20 protein-coding genes and 2 tRNA genes are annotated in these 20,992 nt (G+C 51.5%); 11 read left to right on the plus strand and 11 right to left on the minus strand.

What is annotated here, in order from left to right; genetic code table 11:
- Nucleotides 1-16 precede the first annotated feature (16 nt).
- The gene (locus BLS94_RS14740) at nucleotides 17-178 is read right to left on the minus strand and encodes a hypothetical protein (protein ID WP_176767751.1); all 162 of its coding nucleotides are present in this window, start codon (nucleotides 176-178) and stop codon (nucleotides 17-19) included.
- Nucleotides 179-393: 215 nt separating this feature from the next.
- On the opposite strand from BLS94_RS14740, the gene aroC reads away from it, so the two are divergent.
- A complete protein-coding gene (gene aroC, locus BLS94_RS00470) occupies nucleotides 394-1,566 on the plus strand; it encodes a chorismate synthase (protein WP_090957308.1) in 1,173 nt (390 codons plus the stop codon).
- A 194-nt stretch (nucleotides 1,567-1,760) separates the two neighbouring features.
- Here aroC and BLS94_RS00475 read toward each other — a convergent pair whose 3' ends face one another.
- The 5 genes from BLS94_RS00475 to BLS94_RS00500 all read right to left on the minus strand — a co-directional run bounded on the left by BLS94_RS00475 (nucleotide 1,761) and on the right by BLS94_RS00500 (nucleotide 8,645).
- A complete protein-coding gene (locus BLS94_RS00475) occupies nucleotides 1,761-4,652 on the minus strand; it encodes a bifunctional diguanylate cyclase/phosphodiesterase (RefSeq protein WP_256325219.1) in 2,892 nt (963 codons plus the stop codon).
- A 28-nt stretch (nucleotides 4,653-4,680) separates the two neighbouring features.
- Entirely contained in the window at nucleotides 4,681-5,907 is a 1,227-nt protein-coding gene (locus tag BLS94_RS00480; protein ID WP_090957310.1) for a porin family protein, read from the minus strand.
- On the minus strand, nucleotides 5,888-6,337 hold the full coding sequence (locus tag BLS94_RS00485; RefSeq protein WP_256325220.1) for a type 2 periplasmic-binding domain-containing protein: 450 nt from the start codon (nucleotides 6,335-6,337) through the stop codon (nucleotides 5,888-5,890). The genes BLS94_RS00480 and BLS94_RS00485 overlap by 20 nt, the downstream gene beginning before the upstream one ends.
- 165 nt (nucleotides 6,338-6,502) lie before the next feature.
- Nucleotides 6,503-7,276: a PEP-CTERM/exosortase system-associated acyltransferase gene (locus tag BLS94_RS00490; protein WP_090957311.1), complete on the minus strand. Its 774-nt coding sequence runs from the start codon at nucleotides 7,274-7,276 to the stop codon at nucleotides 6,503-6,505.
- A gap of 1,282 nt (nucleotides 7,277-8,558) precedes the next feature.
- Nucleotides 8,559-8,645 (minus strand) — tRNA-Leu (locus BLS94_RS00500).
- Between the two features lie 80 nt (nucleotides 8,646-8,725).
- Between BLS94_RS00500 and rnr the strand changes: the two genes are divergently transcribed.
- The 6 genes from rnr (at nucleotide 8,726) to rplI (ending at nucleotide 13,418) form a co-directional block, all read left to right on the plus strand.
- A complete protein-coding gene (gene rnr / locus BLS94_RS00505) occupies nucleotides 8,726-10,921 on the plus strand; it encodes a ribonuclease R (RefSeq protein WP_090957313.1) in 2,196 nt (731 codons plus the stop codon).
- A gap of 97 nt (nucleotides 10,922-11,018) precedes the next feature.
- Nucleotides 11,019-11,804, plus strand: coding sequence for a 23S rRNA (guanosine(2251)-2'-O)-methyltransferase RlmB (gene rlmB, locus BLS94_RS00510; RefSeq protein WP_090957314.1), 786 nt, complete (start codon nucleotides 11,019-11,021; stop codon nucleotides 11,802-11,804).
- 140 nt (nucleotides 11,805-11,944) lie between these two features.
- Nucleotides 11,945-12,322, plus strand: coding sequence for a 30S ribosomal protein S6 (gene rpsF / locus BLS94_RS00515; protein WP_072766230.1), 378 nt, complete (start codon nucleotides 11,945-11,947; stop codon nucleotides 12,320-12,322).
- Between the two features lie 12 nt (nucleotides 12,323-12,334).
- A complete protein-coding gene (gene priB, locus BLS94_RS00520; RefSeq protein ID WP_090957315.1) occupies nucleotides 12,335-12,631 on the plus strand; it encodes a primosomal replication protein N in 297 nt (98 codons plus the stop codon).
- Between the two features lie 35 nt (nucleotides 12,632-12,666).
- A complete protein-coding gene (rpsR, locus tag BLS94_RS00525; RefSeq protein ID WP_025041625.1) occupies nucleotides 12,667-12,951 on the plus strand; it encodes a 30S ribosomal protein S18 in 285 nt (94 codons plus the stop codon).
- 11 nt (nucleotides 12,952-12,962) lie between these two features.
- Complete coding sequence (rplI, locus tag BLS94_RS00530; protein WP_090957316.1) at nucleotides 12,963-13,418, plus strand: 50S ribosomal protein L9; 456 nt, start codon at nucleotides 12,963-12,965, stop codon at nucleotides 13,416-13,418.
- A 70-nt stretch (nucleotides 13,419-13,488) separates the two neighbouring features.
- Here rplI and BLS94_RS14745 read toward each other — a convergent pair whose 3' ends face one another.
- Nucleotides 13,489-13,653: a hypothetical protein gene (locus BLS94_RS14745; RefSeq protein ID WP_176767752.1), complete on the minus strand. Its 165-nt coding sequence runs from the start codon at nucleotides 13,651-13,653 to the stop codon at nucleotides 13,489-13,491.
- On the opposite strand from BLS94_RS14745, the gene dnaB reads away from it, so the two are divergent.
- Nucleotides 13,652-15,040 (plus strand): replicative DNA helicase, encoded by a 1,389-nt coding sequence (gene dnaB, locus BLS94_RS00535; RefSeq protein WP_072766227.1) that lies wholly within the window; start codon nucleotides 13,652-13,654, stop codon nucleotides 15,038-15,040. The genes BLS94_RS14745 and dnaB overlap by 2 nt on opposite strands.
- Nucleotides 15,041-15,163: 123 nt before the next feature.
- Here dnaB and BLS94_RS00540 read toward each other — a convergent pair whose 3' ends face one another.
- The 3 genes from BLS94_RS00540 to queD form a co-directional block, all read right to left on the minus strand.
- Nucleotides 15,164-16,609 (minus strand): PhoH family protein, encoded by a 1,446-nt coding sequence (locus BLS94_RS00540; protein WP_090957317.1) that lies wholly within the window; start codon nucleotides 16,607-16,609, stop codon nucleotides 15,164-15,166.
- Entirely contained in the window at nucleotides 16,599-17,075 is a 477-nt protein-coding gene (locus BLS94_RS00545) for a peroxiredoxin (RefSeq protein ID WP_072766643.1), read from the minus strand. The genes BLS94_RS00540 and BLS94_RS00545 overlap by 11 nt, the downstream gene beginning before the upstream one ends.
- Nucleotides 17,076-17,175: 100 nt before the next feature.
- The gene (gene queD, locus BLS94_RS00550) at nucleotides 17,176-17,637 is read right to left on the minus strand and encodes a 6-carboxytetrahydropterin synthase QueD (RefSeq protein WP_072766225.1); all 462 of its coding nucleotides are present in this window, start codon (nucleotides 17,635-17,637) and stop codon (nucleotides 17,176-17,178) included.
- A 16-nt stretch (nucleotides 17,638-17,653) separates the two neighbouring features.
- Between queD and BLS94_RS00555 the strand changes: the two genes are divergently transcribed.
- Nucleotides 17,654-18,514, plus strand: coding sequence for a radical SAM protein (locus BLS94_RS00555; protein WP_256325221.1), 861 nt, complete (start codon nucleotides 17,654-17,656; stop codon nucleotides 18,512-18,514).
- A 96-nt stretch (nucleotides 18,515-18,610) separates the two neighbouring features.
- Here the strand turns inward: BLS94_RS00555 and BLS94_RS00560 are convergent, their stop codons facing one another.
- Nucleotides 18,611-18,895 (minus strand): helix-turn-helix domain-containing protein, encoded by a 285-nt coding sequence (locus tag BLS94_RS00560; protein ID WP_025041617.1) that lies wholly within the window; start codon nucleotides 18,893-18,895, stop codon nucleotides 18,611-18,613.
- Nucleotides 18,896-19,499: 604 nt separating this feature from the next.
- Between BLS94_RS00560 and BLS94_RS00565 the strand changes: the two genes are divergently transcribed.
- Nucleotides 19,500-20,729 carry an aspartate kinase gene (locus tag BLS94_RS00565; RefSeq protein ID WP_090957318.1) on the plus strand — a complete coding sequence of 410 codons (1,230 nt, stop codon included), beginning with the start codon at nucleotides 19,500-19,502 and terminating at the stop codon, nucleotides 20,727-20,729.
- Between the two features lie 109 nt (nucleotides 20,730-20,838).
- Nucleotides 20,839-20,931 (plus strand) — tRNA-Ser (locus BLS94_RS00570).
- Nucleotides 20,932-20,992 lie beyond the last annotated feature (61 nt).

Raw genomic sequence — 20,992 nt, forward strand, 5'->3', positions numbered from 1 at the left:
TGAATCTGATGGCTGTTCAAACCTGCATCACTGTCTTGCACCAGGTATGCCCCGCTTCAATACGCCGGTGAGCTTCGGCCGATCTGTCCAGCGGTAACACATCCGGCGCATTCATCAGCACAGCCCTCATTTTTTTTCTCTTTTCCCGCTCCAGACGTAGCGGATAAATCGTTGCCACCGGGTAGGCGGTGGCGCGAATTTATTTTGCGCGATTTCCCGTTGATCACGAGCTGTGCTCAGTTTTACTTGTGTATGAATCTGGGTCAAGGTCAGACCACCAGGACCTGTCATCTTGTCGGGATCAGGTTTGTCCATAATCAGATTATGGGGTTGCAAATGGCGAAATATGGGGGATATGTTAAACTCGAAGCATTGATTTAGCGAGGAAATAAAATGTCCGGCAATACCCTTGGCAAGCTTTTTTGCGTTACTTCTTTTGGCGAATCGCATGGTCCTGCGATAGGTTGCGTGGTCGATGGCTGCCCGCCAGGGATGGAATTATCCGCCGAGTATATCCAGCAGGATCTGGACCGGCGCAAGCCCGGCACCTCGCGCCATGTAACCCAGCGGCGGGAATCGGACACAGTGGAAATTCTTTCTGGGGTGTTTGAAGGCAAGACCACGGGTACCCCGATTGCGCTGCTGATCCGAAACGAGGACCAGCGCAGCAAGGATTACAGCAAAATCATGGATACCTTTCGGCCCGGCCATGCGGACTATGTTTATTGGCAAAAATACGGGATACGCGACTACCGCGGTGGTGGACGCGCCTCTGCCCGCGAAACCGCGGTAAGGGTTGCGGCAGGGGCGATTGCAAGGAAATGGCTATACACGAGATATGGCACAGTAATACGCGGATTCATGGCGCAGTTGGGACCTGTAGAGATTCCGTTTAAACGATGGGATGAGGTTGGGCAAAATCCATTTTTTGCCGCTGATCCTGATCTGGTGCCCAGCTTAGAAGAGTTCATGGATAAGCTGCGCAAATCGGGCGACTCTGTCGGTGCGAAGATCTGTGTCGTGGCGGAAGGCGTGCCGGTAGGTTGGGGAGAGCCGGTATATGATCGCCTGGATGCGGAAATCGCTTACGCCATGATGAGCATCAATGCGGTAAAAGGTGTCGAAATCGGCGCCGGGTTTGCCGCCGTAACCCAGAGGGGGACCGAACACTCTGACGAGATAACTCCCGGGGGATTTTTGAGCAACAATTCGGGTGGTATAGTGGGCGGGATTTCTACCGGCCAGGAAATCGTTGTGAATATTGCTGTCAAGCCGACCTCCAGCATCCGCCTGGGGCGACGCTCGGTGGACAAGGCTGGGAATCCGGCCTTGGTGGAAACCCACGGCAGGCATGACCCCTGTGTAGGTATTCGCGCCACGCCCATCGCTGAGGCAATGCTGGCCTTGGTATTGATGGATCACGCCTTGCGCCATCGTGCGCAAAATGCGGATGTAGCGTGTGAAACGCCAAAAATTCCCGGCAAAACCGGCCTTGAAGGAGCCAGTTTAGCCGATGCCGAGCTAAAACCGGAATTCACGGAAAACCCCGACCCTGAAGAAGCCTGAGATGGGTTATGCGGGCGTCAGCCGCATCTTTATCGCGCCCCACGCTCCAGTCAAGCGATAATCCTATCTATCAGATCCACAGCGCTCGTAATGCTCTGGCATGTGCACTGAACCCGCCACTGCTTGATCCTTTGCCATTGCTCCCAGCCTTGTGTTCTCTCAAAGTGAGCCGAACAGGACCACTGTAGGCTCGCCTACAAGAAATCTTTGAACGGCGAATCATGCGCCGGGATCGGCGCTCCTATAAAAAAGCCTTGCGCATAATCTATTTGCATTTTCTCCAGAAGAGAGAAAGTCGCAGCGTTCTCCACGAACTCGGCCGTTGTTTTCTTCCCAAATCCCCGCGCCACGTCGCATAGCGCTTTTACCAGTATCTGGTCATCCGGGCTATCCGCCAGATTTCGTATAAACGAACCATCGATTTTCACAACATCAATGGGAAGCTGTCGTATGTAATAGAACGAAGAGAAGCCGACGCCGAAATCATCCAGCGTAAAGCTGCAACCAAGCTTTCTAATCGTTTCCATGAGCTCTCGCGCCGCGGACAAATCTTCTAACGCTGCCGTCTCGGTTATTTCAAACATGAAGTTTGAAGGATCCGCATCATATTGAGTAAAAGCTTCCTTCAGGATCGATAGCAATTCGGGATCATGAAATGCATGGGCTGAAAGGTTTATCGAAAAACGGACACGGAGCCCGTTGTGTTGAATTTCCGCCGCTTGAGCAATGGATTTCCGTAACACCATATGATCGATTGCATGGATAAGGCCGGTTTGCTCTGCTGCCGGTATAAAATATTGAGGAGCAAGCACGGTTCCGTTATCGTCGAGCATGCGTAGGAGCACTTCGTAATGGTCAACGGTTTTGTCCGCGATATGCATGATGGGCTGGAAATAGAACAAGAACCGTTCATTCAAAAGCGCATACTCAATCTTTTCTTTCCAATATACCAGAGTGTGCATGCGCTCCCGGGTCTTTTCCTCGTTCGAAAACAGATGCCACCCCCCCCGTCCCGCTTCTTTGGCTTGATACATGGCGAGATCGGCCGCCGCCAAAAGGTCGTGCACGTTGTTTCCATGCTCGGGAAAAATTGCAATACCAACGCTGGCTGAAGCCTTATGGCTCCGGCCGTTTATGGTAATTTTCCCGTGGTTCAGGCAAGTGAGGGTATTTTTTGCGACTTCTATCGCCCCCTCCGCAGTAGTTTGAGGCAAGATCACTGCAAACTCGTCACCGCCCAAGCGCCCGAGTATGTCTACGCTGCGTACGCTGCCATGCAGCATGTGTGCGATCATTTTCAGCAAAGCATCGCCCGCCTGGTGTCCGCTGGTGTCGTTTATATACTTGAACTGATCCAAGTCAAAAAATAGCAGCGCACCTGAATGTCCATAGCGGGCAGCCAGATTCAGCATTTGCTCCAGTTCTTCCTGAAAGCGGCGCCGGTTATACAAGTTGGTGAGGGGATCATGATCGGCCAGCCATGCCAGTCGGCTTTCTGTGCGTTTATGTTCGGTCATATCAAGCCCTACCGAGAGCATTGCGGGGTCATTCTCGCTATGTCGCGTCAGGCGAGAATGCAACCAGAGGATATGCCTCGTCGATTTATCCCTGCATAGGACGTTGGCTTCATGACGCAATTGGTCTCTGTGTTCAGAGCGTACCTCCTCAAGGTAGGCGGGAAGATCGCGCATATCTCCATCAGGCGTGAGAAGATTGACGAACGGTGTTCCCTGCAGTTCCTTTTCTGTATATTGGATAAGCGTTTCGCCGTAAGCATTGAGTGTGAGAATTTCACCACTGGCGTTTTGCGTCATTACGATGACTTGCGCGATGTCGAGCAGATTTGTGATGAAATCACGCTCTTTGCTTAATTCATTCATTTTTCTCGCCAAAATCTGAGTCCGATCGGCGACTTGGTCTTCAAGTTTCTCCAGTTGATAGGATAGGGCCACGGCTGTTTCGTCAAGCATGCCAATTTCATCTTTCAACCATAGTTTCTGCCCATCGGTATGAAGCTCCGCCCGGAAATTCTTGAAGCTGCTCCGCGCAAGAAGCGGCAATGTGAAGGCGATATGCTTGAGCCGCGACAATGGCCTGCTAAGAATGAAAAATAATAACAGCTCGGAAAGCATAAGCCCCACCGCCCCGATGATTATGCTCTGCCGTGTCGAACTTTGGATGGTACGCATGGTGGAGGTGATATCGGTGATGACTATAAACTGTGCCTTATCGTGCTCATCTATTTTGCTCACGGAAAGCGATTTGACCTGCAGATATTGGTTATCCCAGGAAATCTGAATACCATTTTCCAGGTGGCTAAAGTCGGGATACTGCTCTGCGACTTTAATGAGAATTGCCGTATTCATTTCTTTGCTATGTGCGGCGATTCGGACATTCCAGTGGGGAATTATCATCTCGGTGCTCTTCCTGTCACTGTCGTGCTCACTGGTAAGCAAGCTGATATCAGCGCCGGAAATATCCTTGAATCCCAAGACGGCGTCGATCAGAGGCGCGCCGATGATGACAACGCCAACACTCTTGCCCTCTACCAGCAGAGGGACCGCCATGAACTGGATGCATTTTTTTTGGCAGCTCAGCGAACTGACAGGCTGTTCTCGCGCATTCACCTCACGAATCCAGTTCAGCATTACGCCTTCATGAGTGTCGGATTCCGGAATACCCCAGCTTGCCAATAGCTGATCGGAGTTATCGTAAAAACGTATCAGTTCGATACCCTTGTTAAGCTGCAATGATGCCCAATATGGGTCGAATGTTTCGGCGATATTTTCTCCATTGGCTGCCAGCAGGTCTGTACCCATTCCTTCCAGCAAAGGAAGTAATTCAGCAAGCTGATGAAGATCTTTCAAGATCTGATCTATCAAACCTTCAACTTCACTGGCATAACGCTTGTGCTGCGCGCGCCTTTGAGACTCAAAATCGCTCATCAGGCTCAAATAAGTGATTCCAGTGAACGAAACTACGATAAAGACTAATATCAAGCTGCTCAGCAGCAGAACTTTCCATTTCAGGCTCAGAAATCCAGGCGGCGCGGAGCGTGCCGTGCCGTCGGGCTGAGCCTTGTTCATGTGGAAATTATGCTCCATCAAGCTATCGCTAGAACCTATAGGAACCGAGGATTGAGAAGAGATTCCAGTTCTGGGACAGATCGCCAGGCACAGGATTGTCAAGGGTGGAGAGCCAGCCCGTACCGTTGACCCGATGATATTCGGCGCGCAGCATGAACTCGGGCGTGACATTCCAGCGCAGGCCAACTGTTATATCCTTGGCGAAGCGGTTATGTGCAGGACGTCTGGAAGCCGCAGCCCATTTGCTTCCACTACGATCGTTTCTGTCGGTATAAAGCACGTCGTATCGAACCACGGCCTCCCATTCAGGAGTAAAACGATACGCACCTTGGAAGTAATAGCTTTCCCCGTAGAAATCCAATGCGAGTGGCGCTACACCGAAGTTCTTGTATTCGAAATGGCGTAGAGCATATTCGGAAGTGAGGCTCCAACGCTCGGCATTATATTGAGCCGAGAAAACGAGCGGCGTAAAGCGGATAGAACCGGCTTGAATTGGATCACTTACTGTCGGGCTATATCCTATATTGAGTTGCGATCCACTGAATGCTAAGCGAAATCTACCTTCGTCGAGCTCATAAACGACACGGCCGATATAAGACATTTCCGACACGAATCTGCCGGATCTATCCGAACCCAACAAGGCTACCTCTGCTTCCGCACCTCTGACCAATGGGCGTGCCACCCCTAGCTGAAATGAAATGTTTCCGATATCAGAGCGTTGTTCGCCATATAGATGTGCGCCATCTGCGGCTAATGCCAGCTTCCGCGTGCGGTCGAAATAAATGGATTGTGGCAGCAGTATGCTTGGCCGCGTGAAGGGTACGTCGCGGGTATCGTTATAGAAGCCGATTGGGTTTTTCATCCTGCCCAGGCGTATTCCCAGTTGATTGCTCTCGCCGGAGAACATCGTGTAATCGAGAAAACCGTAATCCAGCCGGATATTGCCGGGGCTGCCTTTGCCCGCCCAGCGCGACAGCATCTGTGCTGAAAACTGCAGCTTGGGTAGTGGCCTCATCGAAGCGTTTAATCCCAACTCCCTGAAGTCAAAGCTGCCGTCATCAGAAGCGCTTTTTCCGAAAACGTTGTTGTTGCCGGAGCTCTTCAACCAGCTCTGGCTTGCAAAGCCATGTATTTGCAGATTTTGCGGCAACTTTTCAGCTTGCACAGCATAGCCCCACAGCATGCACGGCACGACAGCGAGCCTGATAGCCATCAGGAAACGGTTGTGAGAGTGGCTATTTGATATGGAGTACATTGACACTACCGTCCATCCTGGACTTAGTTAAATAACCAATTGCTCCAGGCGTGCTGGCGACCTTGGCAAGCATTTCCTGAGGAGAACTTACTGTATTGGGGGCTTGACCGGTTCCCGAAAACACCAATCGATCCCAGGCGGCGCGAAGCTGGTAGGGAAAGACATTCAGTGCCTCTTTAGCAAAGGTGGCGTGTAGAGGCGTGTCGTCTGGCATTACGAATATCCGTATGGCCGTGCCGTCCGGCCACTCATGGAGGCGCATTCCAAAGATGGCGCGTAGGGCGCTCCTGGTAATCGTTTTCTCGCTAACTCCGGGGTGAGTCACGATCTCATAGTGATCCGTTGCCCGAGCAATGCTTATAGTGCACAGCATGCTGAGCAGCAGATATAAAAGCAGGATAAGGCGACCGGTATTTTTTTTAATTGTCACGGTTTAAATTATTAATCTGTCATTCATGCCATCGTGCACCTCGGCCGGGCTGAAACCCCCACCGTTGAGATAGCTGGCAGAATGAAAGAGTGGGCGCAATTGAGAACGCACCTGGTTGTGATAGAAGTGATTGACTTCTAAGTGAGTGATCTCTACATCTCTACTCTAAAGTCTCGCTATTGATATTTCCAGCGATGATATTTCGCAGGTATGCTTTAGAGGCCCTAGCCGGACGCTGCCGTAATTCGTAATCAATTCCCATACCTCGCTATTGTTTACATAAATGGTTTCCAGCATTTTGATCAAGTCAATGATGTAGGGTCGACGTGGGCCGTGATAGTCCGCTAATGGTCCGATGGCATCAAACTGCAGTCCATAGGGAGCTAACAATCTGTTCAATGAAGGATCCATTACCGAAAGACAGTGTGTGATATTGTGTTGAGCGGACATTTGTATGATGCCAACAACAAGCGCCAGGATGGGATGAGGAAAGCGCCGCTTATTCCCTTCAACAAGCTCTCTTTGAGGTTTTTTTTCGCTGTCACCTCTGCGTTGGCGAAGCCGTCGCACGATAAGCAGGCGCGATATTTCGGCTGTATTACGTCGCGGTAACGCATCGACATCAATAAGTGCCGGATCAAATCGGGTATGCTGCTCGATGGGAAATGGTTTTTCCGCATTCACCGGATCGGGCAATATCAGACGTGCTGTTCCTACATAATCACCAGAGGAACGGTGCTGTAGAAGAATATGAGATGAATGGTCATCATAGCTGTCGCGTTCGTACCCTTCCGGATAACAGGACACGTCAAATCCGGGTAGGCGCTGCTCGATGCATAAAACCTGATAGCGCAGGCGAAATACATCACGTAGCAATTCCGGAGAATCGACATGGATAATTTCGAAATATTCGTTGAAAGCGGCCACGACATCGTTCATTTGGAAGAGTCCATAAGTAACGTTGCTAGGAATTCGTTACTTATGAGTTTTTTTTGCTGGCCGACTGACCGGGGAACGCAGGTCAGCCCGGTTGAACCCCATTTGCTCGTCTTTCTGGCCGCCAATTTCTTAATGGAGAAGTTCTTGCCAAAGGTTGGAAAGCGAGGATCGGGGTATGCTTCCTGGGCAAATTGGCCTGCTTCGGCATCGCTTATTGATGAGTGTGGAAACAAGCCAGGCATATGCGTATCGCTTATAAAGAATAGAAAAATTTTGCCATGTGCGATAGACACCGATTTCGAGTGAGTCGCTACATAGTTAACGACGAAAATCTGCTTCACTTTATTTCAATTCGAATTGAAAGAAATAAGATTGCCTCTTTCTGTTTTCTCTCGCAGGGTTTCCGTACGGCAAAACTTGGGCTTGTTTTTGCAGCGTCATAAGAAATACGCAGGACTTGGCCTTTAGTGGCGTTGCCGCTGTTCCTTTGGCGATGGGAAATAGCGGACGTAATACTCAGGGCAAGGAGCTCGGGAAACGGTACTCATTGCGGCGGAAAAATCGGCTGGTCATCACCGCGATTTCGCGCCAAGTCCAGTTATGAATATTCCGACATGCTCCATTCGCCGGCTTTAGAGATTGAAGTCCGGTTAAAGCCCTGGATGGCATAGATTTTCTTCTGTTAAAGAACCATGATTCGGCCATCTATTGAATGGCAGGTAAGTACGCTATGAGACAATGGATTGGCGTTCATGGATAGCTGTAAGATTTTACAGCTAGAAATTACTTGATCCGGCACAGTTCGGCTGATACAAGCCTGATCAACCCGCTTATCATAAGAAATACAGGGCCGATACAGGATACATACAAGAGAACTATTTCAAGACTGATGCATTTCTGTCACACTGCTGATGTTTGCGAGTGGCGATTCACCACTTGCAATGATTTCGTCAGACGACACAGTTCCGGCAAGTTCAGCGCTTGTTCGAGAAGTGGCGATACTCGCTGCTATAATCAAGACCTCGGCATCAGCCGTTTATTTAGCGCTTCTGTTTTTGAGTCAGAAGTAGCGTGCTTCCGAATGTCTTCTTTGTCTATTTCGACGTACCGCCCTTTGCCCTGTTTCCTGATATACGCCGCAATGAAATTCCTGACGGAAAAATGACGGAGCAGGCAGTAAATGGAGTGGATTGAATACCGCAATAGTTGAATCAAGTGATAGGCGTAACATGCCTGATAGGCAATGAACACGCCGGAGAGAGGGGTCTTGAAGAATATAACCTGGTGCCCAGAAGAGGACTCGAACCTCCACAGTGTTGCCACCGCTAGGACCTGAACCTAGTGCGTCTACCAATTCCGCCATCTGGGCAATGCTCGCATCCTGTCCGGAGTGGGACTTACGATACAGGGTGCGGGGCAGAGGTCGCAATTTTATAGGAAACCATTGCTTTGTCAATTAAGAAGAAACGCAAACTCCGCGATCTTGATCCTCATCTTGAGCGCGAGAAGCTTCAATATGGTCATCCGCTGCCGAGCCGCGAATTCATGCTCCAGATTCTGGAAGAGCATGGCGTTCCCGTGAATGAGAAAGCATTGCAGAGCCTGCTGGAAATTACGGACGAAGAAAACGAAATTTTCAGTCGCCGTGTTTCCGCGATGTTACGCGAGGGTCAGATTATGCGTAACCGGAAGGGCGATATCTGCGTGGTGGACAAGCTCGATCTTATCAAGGGGAGGATCCAGGGGCATGCGGATGGTTTCGGCTTCCTGGTACCCGACGATCGTAGTCCGGATCTGTTTTTGAGCGCCAAGGAAATGCACAAGGCGCTGCATGGCGATCGTGTGATGGTGCGCGAAATTGGGGTGGATAGGCGTGGACGCAGGGAAGGCACTATTGTGGAGGTGCTGGAGCGTGCCGTCACTCAACTGGTTGGCCGCTTGCACGCCGATCACGGCATTTTGTTCGTGGAGGCGGAGAACAGGCGTATCAGCCAGGATATTCTGATCCCGCCGGAAGAATCCATGAACGCCAGGGCGGGCCAGGTGGTGATGGTCGAAATCATCCAGCAGCCCAGCAAGAACGCGCAGCCCATCGGCCGCATCGTCGAGATTCTGGGTGAGTATACCGCCCCCGGCATGGAGATCGAAATTGCTCTCCGGAAACACGATTTGCCCCATCAGTTTCCACCAGAAGTGGAAGAGCGTTCAGTCAGATTCCCCGATAGCGTGCTGGAAGCGGATCTGGCCGATAGGGAGGATATTCGTCATTTACCGCTGGTGACGATAGATGGGGAAACCGCACGCGATTTTGACGACGCGGTGTATTGCGAGCGCGACGGGAAAAGTTACAAGCTATATGTAGCCATTGCGGATGTCAGCCACTACGTTTGCCCCACGGATGCGCTCGATCGCGAGGCTTTGAATCGAGGCAACTCGGTTTATTTCCCGCGCCGCGTTATTCCGATGTTGCCGGAAGTGCTTTCAAACGGTCTATGTTCGCTTAACCCGCAGGTGGAGCGTTTGTGCATGGTATGCGAGATGAGCATTGATGCAGCGGGCGATTTTCAGGAGTATCGTTTTTATCCCGCAGTCATGTTTTCCCAGGCACGGCTCACTTACACCAAAGTGGCAGCGATGCTGGAAGATCCCAAGGGTGAGGATGCCCAGCAATACAAGAGCCTTCTTCCGCACATTCAGTTGCTCTACAAACTATTCAAGGTGTTGTTCAAGGCGCGAGGCAAACGGGGCGCAATCGATTTTGAAACGATTGAAACCCAGATGATTTTCAACGATCAGGGAAAAATCGAGTGCATTCTTCCCGTGAAGCGCAACGATGCCCATCGGTTGATCGAAGAATGTATGCTGGCGGCGAACGTGTGTGCCTCGGATTTCTTGCAGAAACATAAACAACCCACGCTCTATCGTATCCACGAAGGCCCTACCCCGGAAAAACTGCTTGCCCTGCGGGATTTCCTCAAGGAATTCGGCGTACAGCTAAGCGGTGGGGACGAGCCGAGCGCTAAGAATTACGCCAAGACATTGAGCAAGATCAAGGATAGGCCGGATGCGCAGCTCTTGCAGACGGTGATGTTGCGCTCCTTGCGCCAGGCGGTTTACAGCCCCGACAACGTTGGCCATTTCGGGCTTGCATATGAGTCATATACGCATTTCACTTCGCCTATCCGGCGTTATCCCGATCTGCTAGTGCACCGTGCGATCAAGGCAGTATTGAATGGCGGGACGTATTCTCCCGGCGATTGGCATGAACTGGGTGTGCATTGCTCACAGACAGAGCGTCGTGCGGACGATGCCAGCCGCGATGTGGAGTTGTGGCTTAAATGCTATTACATGCAGGATAGAATAGGGGAGCGCTTTGAAGGCGTGATCAGCGGCGTAACCGGTTTTGGCCTTTTCGTGGCGCTGGATGGTATTTATGTGGAAGGGCTTGTTCATATTTCCGAATTGCCCAGCGACTATTTTCATTTCGACGCCGGCAAGCACATGTTGCTGGGTGAGCGCAGCGGCAAGCGTTACCGCCTCGGCGACCGGCTTAGCGTCAAGCTGGTGCGGGTCGATCTGGAGTCCAGCAAGATCGACTTTGTTCTGGCTGGAGCCAGCTCGCGCGATACGGGAGATCAGAGTTAACTCGGCGTTAACCCGGAGCGCAGGATGGATTGGGCTCCGATCAGCCGGAGTCGCTACATTCCTGACCCGTCCACTTACTCAATTGACCTATTTATAGATGTCCCATATACGCCTTATATTCGGCTTCCACGCTATTACTAGCCGGCTGCGGCAAAATCCTGCCAGCATCAAGGAAATTTTTCTCGATGCCGAGCGCCGGGACCAGCGCGCGCGTGACTTGGCAAAGCTTGCCGAAACCCAGGAGGTCCGGTTGATCTCATGCGATAACACCAGGCTTGGGGCGATGGCCGGTGGTGCGCGCCATCAGGGCGTGGCGGCGAATATAGATGCCTCTCGCAGTTATGTGGATATAGACGATGTGCTGGATACGCTGACTGAACCTGCGTTGCTTCTGGTGCTGGACGGCATACAGGACCCGCATAATCTGGGCGCCTGCCTACGGGTGGCGGATGCCTTTGGCGTTCATGCCGTGATCGCGCCGAAAGACCGTGCCGTCGGGCTCACCGCCACGGTGCACAAAGTAGCGAGTGGTGCAGCCGATGCCGTGCCGTATGTTTCCGTGACTAATCTGGCCCGGACGTTGCGGGAACTGAAACAGCGCGGTATATCGATAATCGGAGCAACGGCCGATTCGGACATCGATCTCAACTCTGTGAAGCTGGATGGACCTGTTGCCTGGGTTCTTGGCGCGGAAGGAAAAGGTATGCGCCGGCTGACCCGCGAGGCCTGTGATCGCCTTGTTGCCATCCCCATGCTGGGCAGCGTAGAAAGCCTGAACGTTTCTGTCAGCGCCGGCATATGCCTCTTCGAGAATCGCCGGCAGCGCGCTGCGCAGGAAGCCGCCGGGCAGCCCGCTACAAAAGCCACTGCCGCGCCCGCGTGAGACTATCCGAGTTTCATTGATGCCTGTTTAAATGCCTTTGCCAATTGATATTTCTTTCCCGGTTCAGTATAGTACTCGGTTTTTCAACCCTTGCCTCACCGTGTTCGCATCGCGGGAGGCTCTACCCATGAGGAGACTGCATGCGACATTACGAGATCGTTTTTATTGTCCATCCTGACCAGAGCGAGCAGGTTCCCGCAATGATCGAGCGTTACCGCGGAATCGTTACTGCCAGAAATGGCCAGGTTCACCGCCTGGAAGATTGGGGGCGCCGCCAGCTCACCTACCTGATCCAGAAGGTTCACAAGGCGCATTACGTGCTGATGAACATTGAATGTGATCAGGAAACACTGGACGAACTGGATCATTCATTTAAATTCAACGATGCTATATTGCGGCATCTCACCACTAAAATGGGCGGCCCGGTAACGACTGCTTCGCCGATGATGCGCGAAGAAAAACCAAGGTCAGCCGCGCCAGCAGCAGAGGAGCTTAAAGAAACCACACTCGCGACGTAGGCTCGGCAATAATTGAACTGCAACCAGACTGTAATTTGCGGAAAAATTGTCGAAATCGGCAGTTTGCGTTACACACCAGCAGGGGTGGCGGTGACGGAATTCAAGATTAGCCACGTCTCCCGACAGATCGAAGCCGATAGGCCACGCCAGGTGGAGTGCGAAATTTCGGCAGTGGCGCTAGCACAGATGGCTGAAGCGATTGCGGGCATAGCGCCCGGTACGCTAGTGAAACTCGCGGGTTTTCTGGCAAAAAAAAGCCGGATGAGCTTGCAACTGGTGCTGCATGTGAACAAAATTGACCTTATTTAAATTATTCAGGCCCTCATTTCAAGACAGGAAAAATCATGGCTCGCTTTATCTCAAGACGTAAAGATGGCAAAGACAAAGACAAGGACAAAAAAGCCAACCGCCCATTGTTCAAGCGCAGGAAATTCTGCCGTTTTACTGCAGAAGGTATTAAAACCGTGGATTACAAGGATGTCGAGTTATTGAAAGATTTCATCAATGAAAACGGCAGGATCATTCCGGCCCGCATTACCGGTACCAAGTCGCGTTATCAGCGCCAGCTAAGTATTGCTATTGAGCGCGCGCGCTTTCTCGCGTTGCTTCCCTACACCGATTTGCACTGAGGAGCGACGATATGCAGATCATACTGATGGAAAAAATTCTCAATCTCGGCCAGTTGGGTGACGTTGTCAAAGTAAAAAACGGGTATGCGCGAAATTTCCTTATCCCGCAAGGCAAAGCAAAGCGGGCGACGCAGGCGGCCATTGCCGAGTTCGAGGTGAAGCGCGCGGAATTGGAAAAAACCCATGCGGACGTCCTGGCTGCTGCTCAGGCACGTGCAGAAAAACTGGACGGACTAATGGTGCAGATTAGCCAGAAGGCCGGCGTTGACGGCAAACTGTTCGGTTCAGTAACCAATGCTGATATCGAGGCGGCGTTAAAAGCCCAGGGCTTCGAGATTGAACGGGCAATGATACGCATGCCGCAAGGTTCATTAAAGCAGGTGGGAGATCATCCTGTCACTATTGCATTGCATAGTGAGGTGCTGGCAAATATTATTGTCTCCGTTTTGGGCGAGACTGCTTCCTGAAAGCACTTCCATCCGCACCAGGGGTATTCCTGCAGGGTACTTCTGAATACCCGTCAATAGTCCCTTGATTTCAAGTCCTGGTTGCCAACTCAGCGTTGACAACCAGGGGCTCGACAGCGGATTCCTTTAGAGGTATCCCAAGGGCTGCTACACTGCAATTTTCTCCTTTTTCCGTATTCCATATCGTACGGATGGTAAAATCTTCCTCTTCCCCGTAACGCCACCCGGATCCCATGGCTCAATTCCTTACCGCAGCCACCAACGATCAGTTGCTTGAATCATACAAAATGCCGCCGCATTCGGTTGAAGCGGAGCAGTCTGTGCTGGGCGGGTTGATGCTTGATAATTATGCCTGGGATAAGGTGGCTGACGTCATCACCGAGGATGATTTTTACCGGCAGGACCATCGGCTCATTTATCGTCACATTTGCAAATTGGTGGAGCACAGCAAACCTGCGGACGTGGTGACCGTCGCCGAGTCGCTTGAAATATCAGCTGAGCTGCAAAACGTAGGCGGATTGGCCTATGTAGGTGTGATCGTTCAAAATACGCCCTCTGCAGCCAATATTCGGCGTTACGCGGAAATCGTGCGCGAACGGGCAGTGATGCGCAGATTGGCTCAGGTCGGCTCGGAGATCTCCGACTCCGCGTATAGTCCTGCAGGTCGCTCTGCGGCGACCTTGCTGGATGAAGCTGAAGCGAAGGTGTTTGAAATTGCCGAGGCAGGGGCACGGGGAAAGCAGGGTTTCATCGATATCCAGCCACTCCTCAAGCAGGTCGTGGAGCGTATCGAGACACTCTACAATCAGGATAATCCCAGCGATGTGACCGGTATCGCTACCGGATTCCATGACCTCGATCAGAAGACTTCCGGCTTTCAACCGGGTGACCTGGTTATTGTCGCGGGTAGGCCTTCCATGGGCAAAACGGCCTTTTCGCTCAACATTGCCGAGCATGTTTCGCTGGTACTGGAAAAACCCGTAGCCGTATTCAGTATGGAAATGGGGGGGGCGCAGCTGGCCATGCGCATGCTGGGCTCGGTAGGGCGCCTGGATCAGCACAAGGTTCGCACCGGCCGCTTGCAGGATGAGGATTGGTCCAAGCTGACCCATGCCCTGGGCAAGCTGAGCGAGGCGCCGCTTTTTATTGACGAAAGCGCGGCACTGAATGCGCTTGAAGTGAGAGCGCGGGCGCGGCGGCTTCATCGCCAGCATGGCGAACTGGGATTGATCGTGGTCGATTATTTGCAGCTGATGTCCTCAGCCGGTCAAGGCGAGAATCGGGCCACCGAAATTTCCGAAATTTCCCGTTCGCTGAAGGCATTGGCAAAAGAACTGCAAGTGCCTGTTGTCGCGTTATCGCAATTGAACCGCAGCCTGGAGCAGCGTCCTAACAAGCGCCCCATCATGTCCGACCTACGCGAATCGGGAGCCATCGAACAGGATGCGGATCTGATTCTTTTTATCTATCGGGATGAAGTCTACAACCCTGACACACAAGACAAGGGAATCGCTGAAATCATTATAGGCAAGCAACGGAACGGTCCGATTGGCAAAGTGGATCTTACTTTCCTTGGCGAATACACCAGATTTGAGAGCTGCGCCAAATCCGGACATTATTGAGAACCGCTGAATAACGCCTACGTGCGTACCTGGATTTCATCCAGAGACTGCACCGGTAATCTTAGGGGCATAGGGCGCAGGCTGGCTTACCCCGAGCCTTAATCAAGCTATACAAGCTATAAACTACAAGACCTCCGTCGCATAGTCGGCCAGCCTGGAACGTTCGCCGCGTTGTAGCGTTACGTGCCCGCTGTGGCTCCATCCCTTGAATCGATCCACCACATAAGTCAATCCTGAGCTTCCTTCGGACAAATAAGGCGTATCTATCTGGGCAATATTGCCCAGGCATACCACTTTGGTCGCCGGTCCAGCGCGAGTAATGAGCGTTTTCATCTGCTTGGGCGTAAGATTCTGCGCCTCATCGATTATCAAAAACTTGTTGATGAAAGTTCGCCCACGCATGAAGTTGAGCGACTTGATCTTGATGCGTGAGCGGATCAGATCAAGCGTGGCTGCGCGGCCCCATTCTCCCGTGCTGCTGTCCGTTTTGTTGAGAACGTCCAGGTTATCTTCCAGCGCGCCCATCCACGGCGTCATCTTTTCTTCTTCGGTTCCTGGCAGAAAGCCGATGTCCTCGCCCACCGGCACAGTGACGCGCGTCATGATGATTTCGGAATAAACCTTGTGCTCGAGCGTTTGCATCAGGCCAGCAGCAAGTGTGAGCAAAGTCTTGCCCGTACCCGCCTGCCCTAGCAGCGTAACAAAGTCGACTTCCGGGTTCATCAGTAAATTGAGTGCAAAATTTTGCTCACGATTGCGCGCGGTGATTCCCCATACGTTATTTTTTTGATGATTGTAGTCCTTGAGCGTTTGCAGAACGGCGGTTTTGCCGCTGTGCTCGGTGACTTTGGCATAGAACGGTTTGTCATGCTCCAGATAAACAAACTGATTGACGATAAAGCTGGTGCAGAGCGGGCCTTTGACGCGATAAAACGTATGGCCGGAATGCTGCCATGATTCCATTTCCTTGCCGTGTTTGTCCCAGAAATCCGCGGGTAATTCCTGTATCCCGGAAAAAAGGAGATCGGTGTCTTCCAGGACCTTATCGTTGAAGTAGTCTTCTGCCGCCAAACCCAGCGCCCGCGCCTTGATACGCATGTTGATGTCTTTGGAGACCAACGCAACACTACGATCCGGATAGTTTTCGTGCAAAAATTTTACGACGCCGATAATCTGGTTATCGGCGCTGCCGCTCGCCAGTCGCATGGGCAAAACGCTATTGATCGCCTGCGTCTGAAGGAACAGCCGCCCGGTGGCGTTCTTGCTGCCATGCGACTGTAACGAAATACCTTCATCAATATCGGTTATCGCGCTGCAAACGATCTCATCCAGGAAACGGCTGGTCTGCCGCGCATTGCGCGCTACCTCAGACATTCCTTTCTTGTTATTGTCGAGCTCCTCAAGGATAACCATGGGGATATAAATATCGTGTTCCTGGAAACGAAACAGGCTGGTGGGATCGTGCATCAGCACGTTGCTGTCGAGCACGAACAGCTTGGGGTTGGTTCTCAAACGGGTGATTTTGGTAACGGGAGAACCTGCAGATGAAGCCGGTTTTCTAGGACTCATGACTTTCTCTGCCCAAGTTCTTCACAAACTCCAGTACTTCCTCGACATGGCCATCAATTTTGACTTTCCGCCATTCCGCCCGCAGGATCCCTTCTGAATCAATGACGAAAGTGCTCCGCTCTATGCCTCGAACCTGTTTACCATACATATTTTTCATCTTGATGACGTCGAACACCTTGCATGTGGTTTCGTCACTGTCGCTCAGCAATTCGAAAGGGAATTCCATCTTCATCTTGAAATTTTCGTGCGACTTGATACTGTCTCGCGAGATACCTACAATATCGCAGCCGAGTTTTTGAAATTCGCCGTAAGCGTCACGGAACTGCTGACCCTCCGTGGTGCATCCCGGCGTGTTGTCTTTCGGATAAAAATAAATTACGAGGTTTTTTCCCGAAGCCTCGGATAGACGAAATATATTATTGCCGGTAGAAGGAAGCTCAAAATCGGGAACGGGCTGATTTAGCATGGAAGAAGGCTCACAGTAAAAAGACTTGTCTGCAGAATTTTTCATTTTGCATGGTAACAAAAAGATGGCATAAAGCAAATGTCGAGGCCGCGGGACTTATTCAGCGCTTCTTCAATACTTGGGCTCGCGTGGCGTCTGCCCAGCAATTGGGCGTTTCAAACAAGCGCACATGCTCCAGCCTCAGGTGGTTGCCATAGGTATCCTGATAGGCCGCATCCAATATCCGGAATGCGGTGAGCACGAGATTTTCCGCCGTGGGTGGCGTATCCAGCACGACTGTTTTATGGTCTTCCAGAGATTGAAGAAATTGCAATAACTTTACGTCTTCGGAATATACCAGGAATGCGTGATCCCACTTGTCCACCAGCGCGGTATTGGCGATGCGTTTTACCTCGGAATAATCCATTACCATCCCTTGTTCGGCGACGCCTGCCTCAGTGATAATGTCCCCGGACAAGGTAATTTCAATCGCGTAGCGATGCCCGTGCAAGTGACGGCATTTGCTATTATGGGAAGGTATGCGGTGGCCAGCGTCGAATTCCAGCCTGCGTGTAATTAACATTATCGGAATTGTAACATTGCAGCGAACTTCTAAACTATTGCATGTCGAGGACCACAGCCGCGATGTCGCGGGGATGACTTACGTCTATCCCGTAGTGTCGCGCCGCGCCGGAGGCGTTTCGATAGGCATCAACCTCAATCCCAACAATGCATGCAACTGGCGCTGCATTTATTGCCAGGTTCCTGAGCTCAAACGCGGAACGGCGCCGATAATTGATCTGGGCAGGCTCGAGGCGGAATTGCGTACGTTCCTGCATGAAATTCTGCATGGCGACTTCATGCAGGCGCAAGTACCGCCGGAAGCACGGCGCATCAACGACATTGCATTTTCAGGCAACGGCGAGCCTACCAGTGCCCGGGAATTTGAACAGGTGGTGGAACTGATTGGACGCGTGAAAGCCGATTACGATCTACCCCAAGAGCTTAAGCTGGTGTTGATCACCAATGGCAGCCTGATCGAGCGGCTTGGCGTACAGGCAGGCTTGCGCCGCATGGCGGCGCTCAACGGCGAGGTCTGGTTTAAGCTGGATAGCGCTACCCGGGAGGGAAGGCGATCCATCAACAATGCAAGTATGAGCCTGAAACGGGTTCGTGAAAACCTGGAGCGGGCTGCGTTTTTATGCCCTACCTGGCTACAAACCTGCGTATTTCAAATCGATGGCTTGCCGCCAACCCAGTTGGAGTCGGACGCCTATCTGACATTTATCGAGAAATTCCTGCAAGGAGGAGGGCTGCTCAAAGGGGTATTGCTATATGGGCTTGCACGCCCGTCCCTGCAGCCGGAAGCACCGAGGCTTACAAATATCAGTCAGGCGTGGATCGAGTCATTTTCGGCAAAAATCCGCGCCCTCGGACTCGCCGTCAAGCTGAATCCGTGAATTCCGACTCTCGCCTTCCCGATTCTCACATTGATATTCAATGGCATTAACCCAAATCGGACTGTAATGGCTATACCTTAACGGGTATCTTGACCGTTACTTTGCTTTGGCCGCTTTTTTCAGGCTCTTGTACAAATCGGGATTCTGGCTCTTCAGCAACGCAGCCACGGCCAGGTCATCCTTTTTGATTTTGGTGAGATCGATATGCTCCATATGTACGAGCCGCACGAGCTCCCTTACTGGCCGCGGCATATTCCGTCCACTTTCGTAACGGGAGCCCCCACTTTGAGTGACACCGACTTTGCTCCAGAAGTCATGCTGGTTAAGACCCAATTTGCGGCGGATTTCACGAGGATTGGATATTTCTTCGAAGAGTTTCATGAGTCGGCTCTCACAGGTTATGGTAAAAGTTATTGTTGGGGTTATGTTATAGAATTATTGCACATACATAAATTTAATTCGTTTTTTTATTCTATGCAAGTATTAAGTGTGTCAGTTTTTTCCTCTGTCAGGCTTTGTCCGGCTCTCGTACTTATCATTTGGCATGTTTGGCGAGCGCTGGATAACTCCCGGTGCAAGCATATGGCGCTTTGCAAGGATGAGGGGTGCGAAAGGAATGGAATGCGATGGAGCGAATGGTTGAATCCCCTGTCTTCATTAGGGAATTCCCTGCCAGGCTCACCATAAGGTAGCGGTGCAAATCCCGAACTTACTTGCATAGCGTAGATGAAAGAAGTGTCCTCGTAAACGGCAATCACATTATGAGCCCCGCGACTAAACGGATGAAATTGGGGCCTACTTCGCCTATTCGGAATAGTTACAAGTTTTCTTTCCGGTAATGAGGTAAAATCCAAAAATAAAAAACTATATTCTCTAAGTTCTCTGAGGCAAACTCTTGCCATCACCGGCTGTGAATTGATCCGGCATATAATCCGGTTTTGCTTGCGGCAGGGTTCGTTATTCCCAACATAGAAGCCGGGTAATCGTGACACTTATTATTCAAAAATACGGCGGTACATCGGTCGGCAGCACCGAGCGCATCAAGAACGTCGCGCGGCGCATAGCGAAGTTTCAATCCCGTGGTCACCAGGTTGTGGTGGTGGTCTCCGCCATGAGCGGGGAAACCAATCGTCTTATTGCTTTAGCCAGGGAGTTCCAGTCGCATCCAGATCCGCGTGAACTGGATGTCATGGTTTCGACCGGAGAGCAGGTTTCTGTCGCGTTGTTATCGATGGCGCTGATGGATCTGGGCATCAAAGCGAAGAGCTATACCGGGACCCAGGTGAGAATACTTACCGACAACGCTCATACCAAAGCGCGCATATTGAAAATCGATGAGGATAAAATACGCACGGATCTCGATGCAGGATATGTGGTGGCGGTAGCGGGGTTTCAGGGCGTGGATGAAGCCGGCAGTATCACGACGTTGGGCCGCGGCGGGTCCGATACGACGGCGGTTGCATTAGCGGCAGCACTTGAGGCTGATGAATGCCAGATTTATACCGATGTGGATGGTGTTTATACCACTGACCCGCGCATCGTGCCTGAAGCTCGCAGGCTCAAAACCATTACTTTCGAGGAAATGCTCGAGATGGCGAGTCTGGGTTCGAAGGTATTGCAAATTCGTGCCGTCGAATTCGCAGGTAAATACAAAGTTAATTTACGGGTGTTGTCCAGCTTCGAGGAAGAAGGGGAGGGCACACTGATCACTCTTGAGGAAGAAAAGAACATGGAGCATGCGATTATTTCCGGTATCGCATTTAATCGGGATGAAGCCAAGATTACCGTGCTGGGTGTGCCGGATCGTCCCGGTATCGCTTACCAGATTCTCGGCCCGGTCGCGGATGCCAATATCGATGTGGATATGATCATCCAGAACGTCGGCCACGACGGTATGACGGATTTTTCATTTACGATAAACCGTAATGAATTCGCCAGGACCATGGACATCCTGAAGAACCAGGTTCAGGCCCATATCGGCGCGCGTGGCGTCATCGGCGGCGAAAGAATAGCCAAGGTATCGGCGGTGGGTGTCGGAATGCGCTCGCATGTGGGTATCGCAAGCAGAATGTTTCGAGCCCTGGCGGAAGAAGGAATCAATATCCAGATGATTTCCACCTCTGAAATAAAAATCTCGGTGGTGGTGGATGAGAAATACATGGAACTCGCCGTACGCGTGCTGCATAAGGTATTTGAACTGGATCAGGCGCCATGACCGCTGAGGCAACCGGTTATGCAATTCATACCATCCAATACACGACCCAGCGTTTGACCGTGGAGTTGTAAACCGCTATTCTAGTATGGCTTTACGTTTTTTGCTTTGTGGAGAGATGGCCGAGTGGTCGAAGGCGCTCCCCTGCTAAGGGAGTATAGGCTCAAAAAGCTTATCGAGGGTTCGAATCCCTCTCTCTCCGCCAATACGAGTTAAATTACCTCCGGCAAAGCCGGAGGCTTACTCTTGTTAGCCCCTCAAAGGGG

It is taken from the genome of Nitrosospira sp. Nsp18 (genome assembly GCF_900103145.1).
In the GTDB taxonomy this organism is placed as follows: Bacteria; Pseudomonadota; Gammaproteobacteria; order Burkholderiales; family Nitrosomonadaceae; genus Nitrosospira.